This window comes from Streptomyces sp. SID11385 (assembly GCF_010548245.1).
GTDB lineage: Bacteria > Actinomycetota > Actinomycetes > Streptomycetales > Streptomycetaceae > Streptomyces.
Window position 1 is genome coordinate 1 of the sequence record NZ_JAAGLR010000731.1, and the last position, 6,654, is coordinate 6,654.

At 75.2% G+C, this 6,654-nt stretch carries 11 protein-coding genes; 2 read left to right on the forward strand and 9 right to left on the reverse strand.

What is annotated here, in order from left to right; translation table 11 throughout:
• Positions 1 to 842, forward strand: an 842-nt coding sequence (locus G3I42_RS22115) for an SAM-dependent methyltransferase (protein ID WP_164288533.1), incomplete at its 5' end; no start/stop codon positions are given.
• Here G3I42_RS22115 and G3I42_RS22120 read toward each other — a convergent pair.
• From G3I42_RS22120 to tsaB, 6 genes are read right to left on the reverse strand one after another with little or no spacing between them, the layout of a single operon-like run.
• On the reverse strand, positions 790 to 1,350 hold the full coding sequence (locus G3I42_RS22120; RefSeq protein WP_164288535.1) for a Uma2 family endonuclease: 561 nt from the start codon (positions 1,348 to 1,350) through the stop codon (positions 790 to 792). The two genes, G3I42_RS22115 and G3I42_RS22120, sit on opposite strands and share 53 nt — an antisense overlap.
• A 47-nt stretch (positions 1,351 to 1,397) precedes the next feature.
• The gene (locus G3I42_RS22125) at positions 1,398 to 1,664 is read right to left on the reverse strand and encodes a hypothetical protein (protein ID WP_164288537.1); all 267 of its coding nucleotides are present in this window, start codon (positions 1,662 to 1,664) and stop codon (positions 1,398 to 1,400) included.
• A 53-nt stretch (positions 1,665 to 1,717) separates the two neighbouring features.
• Positions 1,718 to 1,975 carry a hypothetical protein gene (locus tag G3I42_RS22130; RefSeq protein ID WP_203607151.1) on the reverse strand — a complete coding sequence of 86 codons (258 nt, stop codon included), beginning with the start codon at positions 1,973 to 1,975 and terminating at the stop codon, positions 1,718 to 1,720.
• 14 nt (positions 1,976 to 1,989) lie between these two features.
• Entirely contained in the window at positions 1,990 to 3,135 is a 1,146-nt protein-coding gene (gene tsaD, locus G3I42_RS22135; protein WP_164288547.1) for a tRNA (adenosine(37)-N6)-threonylcarbamoyltransferase complex transferase subunit TsaD, read from the reverse strand.
• On the reverse strand, positions 3,128 to 3,628 hold the full coding sequence (rimI, locus tag G3I42_RS22140; RefSeq protein WP_203607152.1) for a ribosomal protein S18-alanine N-acetyltransferase: 501 nt from the start codon (positions 3,626 to 3,628) through the stop codon (positions 3,128 to 3,130). The genes tsaD and rimI overlap by 8 nt, the downstream gene beginning before the upstream one ends.
• A 47-nt stretch (positions 3,629 to 3,675) precedes the next feature.
• Positions 3,676 to 4,353: a tRNA (adenosine(37)-N6)-threonylcarbamoyltransferase complex dimerization subunit type 1 TsaB gene (tsaB, locus tag G3I42_RS22145; protein ID WP_164288551.1), complete on the reverse strand. Its 678-nt coding sequence runs from the start codon at positions 4,351 to 4,353 to the stop codon at positions 3,676 to 3,678.
• 145 nt (positions 4,354 to 4,498) lie between these two features.
• Here tsaB and G3I42_RS22150 point away from each other — a divergent pair, with 145 nt between their 5' ends.
• Positions 4,499 to 5,086: a hypothetical protein gene (locus G3I42_RS22150; protein ID WP_343244623.1), complete on the forward strand. Its 588-nt coding sequence runs from the start codon at positions 4,499 to 4,501 to the stop codon at positions 5,084 to 5,086.
• Between the two features lie 90 nt (positions 5,087 to 5,176).
• Here G3I42_RS22150 and G3I42_RS22155 read toward each other — a convergent pair whose 3' ends face one another.
• The 3 genes from G3I42_RS22155 to G3I42_RS22165 all read right to left on the reverse strand — a co-directional run.
• Positions 5,177 to 5,359: a hypothetical protein gene (locus G3I42_RS22155; protein ID WP_164288553.1), complete on the reverse strand. Its 183-nt coding sequence runs from the start codon at positions 5,357 to 5,359 to the stop codon at positions 5,177 to 5,179.
• A 114-nt stretch (positions 5,360 to 5,473) separates the two neighbouring features.
• Positions 5,474 to 6,034 (reverse strand): tRNA (adenosine(37)-N6)-threonylcarbamoyltransferase complex ATPase subunit type 1 TsaE, encoded by a 561-nt coding sequence (gene tsaE, locus G3I42_RS22160; RefSeq protein WP_164288561.1) that lies wholly within the window; start codon positions 6,032 to 6,034, stop codon positions 5,474 to 5,476.
• 156 nt (positions 6,035 to 6,190) lie between these two features.
• Positions 6,191 to 6,654 (reverse strand): alpha/beta fold hydrolase (locus G3I42_RS22165; protein WP_164288563.1); only part of this gene is annotated, 464 nt, incomplete at its 5' end.

A 6,654-nucleotide genomic window follows, 5' to 3' on the forward strand; every position in this document is an offset into this window, starting at 1 on the left:
TCGGCGGCGACGCGCTCGCGCTCGCGCGCGCGGGCATCGCGGTGCGGGCCGTGGACCGCGATCCGCTGACGGCGGCCGTCGCGCGGGCGAACGCGGAGGCGCTGGGTCTCGCGGAGCTGATCGACGTGGAGTGCGCGGACGTCACGGAGGTCGACACGGGCGACTGCGACACGGTCTTCGCCGACCCGGCGCGGCGCGGCGGCCGGGGCCGGATCTTCGACCCGGAGGCGTACTCGCCGCCGCTGAGCTGGGCGATCGGCGCGGCGCGGAGCGGGCGGCTCGGCGCTCTGAAGGTCGCGCCGGGCGTGCCGCACGAGGCGATCCCCGCCGACGCGGCGGGCGAGTGGGTCTCGGACGGCGGCGAGCTGAAGGAGGCGGTGCTGTGGTTCGGGACGGGGAGGGGGACGACGGCGACCCTGCTCCCCGGCCCGCACCGGCTGCGCGGCGCCGGGCTCCCGAACCCCCCGGCGGCGCCCGTCGCCCGCTACCTCTACGAGCCGGACGCGGCCGTGATCCGCGCCCACCTGGTCGCCGAGGTCGCCCGCGACCTGGACGCCACCCTGATCGACGACACGCTCGCCTACCTCACGTCGGACACCCTGACCCCGACCCCGTACGCGCGCCCCTACGAGATCACCGACGTCCTCCCCTTCGGCGTGAAGCGCCTGAAGTCCCTTCTGCGGGAGCGCGGCGTCGGCACGCTGACGGTCAAGAAGCGGGGCTCGGCGATGGAACCGGAAGAACTGCGCCGCCAGGTGAAACCGAAGGGCCCGAACGAGGCGGTGGTCTTCATGACACGGGCGCTGGGGGCGCCGGTGATGCTGGTGGGGCGGGGGGTGTGAGGGCGGCCAGGGTGGCGGTGTCCAGACGGAGCCCGAGCGGCGCGGGCAGCTCGGCGGGGACACCGAACGGGCGGGTGGTGACACTGCGGTAGCCGTCGCCGTGCGGCTCCGCGCAGACGGTGAGCGTGCGGCGCTCGCGCTCGACGAGGAGGTGCAGGGGGACGCGGGCGGCGGCGTACGCGCGGACGCGGGCCGGCGAGGGTACGGCGACGGCGTCGAGGGTCAGGAGCGCTCCCGCCGGGGCGCCCCACTCGCCCGCTCCCCTGAAGTGCCGCCGCGGGGCGAGCGTCCCGTCCGGGCGCAGGCGGCTGTCCCCCAGCCGCAGCCCCCGCCACGGGTACAGCCACAGGTCAGGGGCCAGGCCCAGGAACAGCTGCGTCACCTCGCGCAGCAACTCGCCGTGCACCCCGTCCGAAGGCGGTTTCACCCGCAGCTCCCCGTCCAGGAATTCGAGCCACACGGTTTCGGGGGCGCTGGCCGCCAGTTCCTCGAAGTCCTCGACGGGCATGTCGGCGCGGTGCGCGCACTTCCTCTCCGCGGGCGGGAACGTGCCCGTCACAGTGCGCCGACATCCGCGAGGCGTTCCGCCTCGTGCACGTCCCTCGGCGGCAGGCCATCGGCGACGTGGCCCGGGTCGTACTCCCAGCACCGGCGGTCGCTCAAGGCGTGCCCCCGCACTGCGGCCAACGCCTCGTCCAGGAGCTTCCCGATCCCGCTCGCGGCCTCACGCGCTTCCTCCGCCGTTCCCCGCTCCGCCGCGTCTTCGAGACGTCGCAGGATCAGAGGTGTGTCCGAGGCACCGGCGGTCATGGCTTCTCCCATGGGGAGCATCCTGGAGCCACGGTGCCGGCGTAACGAGCCGTTCGCCCTCTGTTTCAGCCCTTCGGGTGACCGTCCACTTCCACCGACGCGAACCGCCACCTGTGCACCGCCCGCGTCACCAACTCCTCAGGTGGTTCGTCCAGTTCGGGGTAATCGGCATCCGGCTCGCCCTCCCACCACGTCAGGACGAGGACGCGGTCCTGGGGGGCCGTGAAGGTCTCGCGGCGCAGGGGGGTGGCGGGGAGGGGCTGGGCGCGGGTCCAGGCGAGGAGGTCGGGGCCGCGGCCCTCGCGGGCGCGAGCCTCCCACATCAGCGTCGTGACGCTCACTTGTACAGGTTCTCCTTGGACACCTCGTGCACGTGGTCGTGTCCGTGGTGCCCGTGCCCGTGAGCGTGCCCGCCGTCCGTGTCCGAGTCGCCGCGGTCGTGGCCCGGCACGTGCGGTTCCGTCACGGGGAGCGAGGAGTCGGCCGACAGTTCCCAGTCGGAGGCGGCCCGGTCGCGGGCGACCATCTCGGCGCCCAGCGCGGCGACCATCGCGCCGTTGTCCGTGCACAGCTTGGGGCGCGGCACGCGCAGCCGGATGCCCGCCCGCTCGCACCGCTCCTGCGCGAGGGCGCGCAGCCGGGAGTTCGCGGCGACGCCGCCGCCGATCATCAGGTGGTCGACGCCCTCGTCCTTGCAGGCCCGGACCGCCTTGCGGGTGAGCACGTCGACGACCGCCTCCTGGAAGGACGCGGCGACGTCCCGTACCGGCACCTCCTCGCCCGCCCTGCGCTTGGCCTCGATCCAGCGGGCCACGGCCGTCTTCAGGCCGGAGAAGGAGAAGTCGTAGGCGGCGTCACGCGGCCCGGTGAGCCCGCGCGGGAACGCGATCGCCTCCGCGTCGCCCTCGCGCGCGTAGCGGTCGATGACGGGACCGCCGGGGAAGCCGAGGTTCAGGACGCGCGCGATCTTGTCGAACGCCTCGCCCGCCGCGTCGTCGATGGTCTGCCCGAGCGGCCGGACGTCGGAGGTGATGTCCGTCGAGAGGAGGAGCGAGGAGTGCCCGCCGCTGACGAGGAGCGCCATGGTCGGCTCGGGGAGCGGGCCGTGTTCGAGCTGGTCGACGCAGATGTGCGAGGCGAGGTGGTTGACGCCGTAGAGCGGCTTGCCGAGCGCGTACGCGTACGCCTTCGCCGCCGAGACGCCGACGAGGAGCGCGCCCGCGAGCCCGGGGCCCGCCGTCACCGAGATGCCGTCGAGGTCCTTCGCGCCGACCCCGGCCTCCTTCAGGGCGCGGCGGATGGTCGGGACCATCGCCTCCAGGTGGGCGCGCGAGGCGATCTCGGGGACGACGCCGCCGAAGCGCGCGTGTTCGCCGACGCTCGACGCGACCGCGTCGGCGAGCAGCGTCGTGCCGTGCACGATGCCGACTCCGGTCTCGTCGCAGGAGGTCTCGATACCGAGGACGAGGGGGGCGTCAGCCATGGCCGGGAGGTTCGCTTTCTGAGGTACGGGGGGTGGGGGCGACCGGGTTCGCGGGGTCGGTGAGGCGCATCACGAGGGCGTCGACGTTGCCGGGCTGGTAGTACCCGCGGCGGACGCCGATCGGCTGGAAGCCGTACCGCTCGTAGAGGCGCTGGGCGCGGAGGTTGTCGACGCGCACCTCCAGCATGACCTCGGCGCACTCGAAGGCGGTCGCGGCGCCGAGGAGGTCGGTGAGGAGCCGGGAGCCGAGGCCGTGGCCCCAGGCCGCCTCCGAGACGGCGATGGTCTGCACGTCGGCGAGATCGCCGGAGGCGGCGAGGCCCGCGTAGCCGAGCAGGGTGCCCTCGGCGTCCTCGGCGACGACGTAGTGGCGGGTCGCGCCGGGGCCGCGCGCGTGCGCGAGTTCGGACCAGAACATGCCGCGCGACCAGGCGTCGTCGGGGAAGAGGGTGCGTTCGAGTACGAGGACGGCGTCGATGTCCCACCAGCGCATCTCGCGCAGCCGGGGGACCCCGGTGGCGGTCGCGGGCTCGGCGGCGCTCACCGCGGCGTGACCACCTTGTAGTTCTTGGGCACCTGGGCGTCGGGGCGGCGCAGGTAGAGGGGGCGCGGGGCGCCGAGCTCCTCGCCGGCGGCGAGGCGGTGCGCGGCGAGCGCGGCGAGGGCTCCGGCGTCGGCGTGGACGGGGCTGCCGGGGCCCTCCGGCACGGCGCCGTCGAAGGCGTCGGGGTAGAGGTGCGCCCCGGCGCCGTACGCGGGGACGCCGCTGACCTGCGCGGCGATCTCACCGGGCCGGTCGACGGCGGGTTCGCCGAGGGGCGTCGTGGCGTCCGCGTACCGCCGCCAGTAGACCTCCTTGCGGCGCGCGTCCGTCGCGACGAGGAAGGGCCCGTCCTCGGGCGTACGCCGAGTGGCGGAGGCGAGTCCGTCGAGCGTGCACAGGCCGTGGACGGGGACGTCGAGGGCGAGGCCGAAGGTGTCGGCGGTCGCGAGGCCGACGCGGAGCCCGGTGTACGGGCCCGGTCCGGTGCCGACGACGACGGCGGTGACGTCGCGGAGCTTCACCCCGGCGACGGCGAGGACGCGGTCCACGGCCGGGAGGAGGAGTTCGCCGTGGCGCCGGGCGTCGACCCGGCTGTCGGAGGCGAGGACCCGTTCCCCGTCGTGCAGGGCGGCGGTGACGGCGGGCGTTGCGGTGTCGAGAGCGAGCAGAAGCACGCCGACAGCCTACGGCGGGCGGGAGATTTGCGGGGCTCCGCCCCACACCCCGCTCCTCAATCGCCGGAGAGGCTTGATGGCGCCCCGGCTGCTACCGTCACCGTTCGGGGCCCGGTGGACGGGCTGACGCACAGGAGGCGGCACAGTGGCAGGCAGGAGCTCCGGGATCGTGGCCGGGCTGACAGCGGCGGCCCTGGCCGGAATCGGTTTCCTCACCTTCCAGGCGAACGCCAGCGCCCCCGACCACCTCGCGAAGGCCCCCCACTCCCCCAGCGCCTCCCCCTCCCCCAGCGCCGGCGCGCACGGCTCCGGGGGCCACGGCAAGAAGGGCGACGGCGGCGAGGAGGCCGCGGCGGCGGTCCCCGCGGGCTCCGGCACGGGCAAGCGGGTCGTGTACGCGCTCGGCGCGAAGCGGGTGTGGCTCGTGGACGAGAGCGGCAAGGCGAGCAGGACCTTCGAGGTCACGCCGAGCACCGTCGACCCGGCGCCCGGCACCTACGCGGTGACGTCGCGTGCGGAAGGCGTCCTCGGCTCGGACGGGGTCCGCATCGTCAAGGTGGTGCGCTTCGCGGTCACCGGGGGCGTCGCGATCGGCTTCAGCGCGGCTGCGGACGGCTCGACGCCGCCACCGGACCCGGGCTCCCGCACGGGCGGCGTCCGCGAGTCCCTCAAGGACGCGGACGCGATGTGGGACTTCGCGAACCTGGGCTCTGCGGTGGTCGTCGTCAAGTAGGGCGGCCGGCGGGTCGAGCAGGGCGGTCGGCGGGTCAGGCAGGGCGGTCGGCGGGGAGGGCCCGTCGTCCACGTACGGCCGCGTGCGAGGTCACCCCTCGCGCTCTCCCGCGTGCTCCTCGCCGCGCGCCTCGCTCTCGCCGCCCCGCGCCGCGGGGGCCGGTGGGGTCGAGACGGCGGTCGCCGCGGCGCAGGACTCCAGCAGTGCCCGCATCGAGGGCAGGGCGGCGGGCTGGGTACGGGGGGCTTCCGCGCTGGGTGCGGTGGTCGGCATGGCTGCCTCCTGACGTCAGGCGTGGTTAGGTAGCCCTAACCAAGTCTTGGCCTCCATGTGACCACGGGGGCGGCGCGGGACGCAACATCATGCCGACACCGTGTCGGAAAACCCTCAGCCCTCGCGCAGGCTCAGGAGCGCGGCGCCCGCCGCCGGGTCGTCCTGCCAGCGGGCCCCGTACGCGGTGATCGTCACGAGCCGGGGATCGGCGTCGTCGGCGGCGGCCGCCGCCGGGTCGAGCGCGGTCGCCGTCCCGCCGGTGGCCCGGTCGATGCGGATGAGCAGGCGGTCCTCCGTCAATTCCTCGACCTTGCCCTCACCCCATTCGACGACCACGACGGAGTCGGTGAGCGAGACGTCGAGATCGAGGTCCTCCATCGCGTCGAGCCCGCCGCCGAGCCGGTAGGCGTCGACGTGGACGAGCGCGGGGCCGTCGCCGAGCGGCGGGTGGACGCGGGCGATGACGAAGGTCGGCGAGGTGACGGCGCCCCGTACCCCGAGCCCTTCCCCGAGCCCGCGCGTCAGCGTCGTCTTGCCCGCGCCGAGTTCGCCGCTGAGCAGCACGAGGTCGCCGGGCCGCAGCACGGCGGCGAGCCGCCGCCCGAGCGCGGTGGTCTCCTCGGGCCCGGCGACGGAGAAGGCGGGCAGAACGAGAGCGGTGTTCAGCGGTTCCATGAAGGGCACGGTAATAGGCGCCGGAGGGCCGGCCGGACGGTGCGGGCTCCGGCGGGGGCGGGGGCGGGGTGTCTCCGGGCCCCGGCCCGGGTCGGTCCCGTACGTCCACGGCCCGTCCCGGCTAGCCTCGCCCGCCCTTCCTCAGGGCCTCCGCCTTCACCGCTCCTCCACCGCCTCCAGCAGTCCCGCCAGCGCCGCGGCGACCTCGTCCGGGCGTTCCAGGAGGACCAGGTGGCCCGCGCCTTCGACGAGGGTGAGGGCCGCTTCGGGGAGGGCGGCCGCCAGGGTGCGGCTGTGGGCCGCCGGGGTGATGAGGTCGTCCGTGCCCGCGAGGACGAAGGCGGGCCGGCCGCTCAGGAGCGGGAGCGCCGCCGTCTTGTCGTGGGCGGCGAAGGCGGGCCAGAAGGCGGCGACGACCTCCATCGGGGTCGCCTCGATCATGCGGGTCGCGAAACGGGCGAGGGCAGGGTCGGTCTCGGCGCCCCTGCCGAAGGAGTAGCGCCGCACGAGCGTGCCGAAGACGTCCGTGACGGCGCGCCGCCCCCGTTCGGCGAGCGCGGGCGCGGAGCCGAGGGCGCGCAGCACCCCGGGCGCGAGCCGCCGCAGCGCCTCCGCGCCGG

What these genes read in the sequence shown, in the direction of transcription:
- tsaE (WP_164288561.1), bottom strand. Translation starts at nt 6,034, where the DNA reads ATGGAACCGCTGAACACCGCTCTCGTTCTGCCCGCCTTCTCCGTCGCC.
- rimI (WP_203607152.1), bottom strand. Translation starts at nt 3,628, where the DNA reads ATGCGCTGGTGGGACATCGACGCCGTCCTCGTACTCGAACGCACCCTC.
- G3I42_RS22130 (WP_203607151.1), bottom strand. Translation starts at nt 1,975, where the DNA reads ATGTGGGAGGCTCGCGCCCGCGAGGGCCGCGGCCCCGACCTCCTCGCC.
- G3I42_RS22120 (WP_164288535.1), bottom strand. Translation starts at nt 1,350, where the DNA reads ATGCCCGTCGAGGACTTCGAGGAACTGGCGGCCAGCGCCCCCGAAACC.
- tsaD (WP_164288547.1), bottom strand. Translation starts at nt 3,135, where the DNA reads ATGGCTGACGCCCCCCTCGTCCTCGGTATCGAGACCTCCTGCGACGAG.
- G3I42_RS22125 (WP_164288537.1), bottom strand. Translation starts at nt 1,664, where the DNA reads ATGGGAGAAGCCATGACCGCCGGTGCCTCGGACACACCTCTGATCCTG.
- G3I42_RS22155 (WP_164288553.1), bottom strand. Translation starts at nt 5,359, where the DNA reads ATGCCGACCACCGCACCCAGCGCGGAAGCCCCCCGTACCCAGCCCGCC.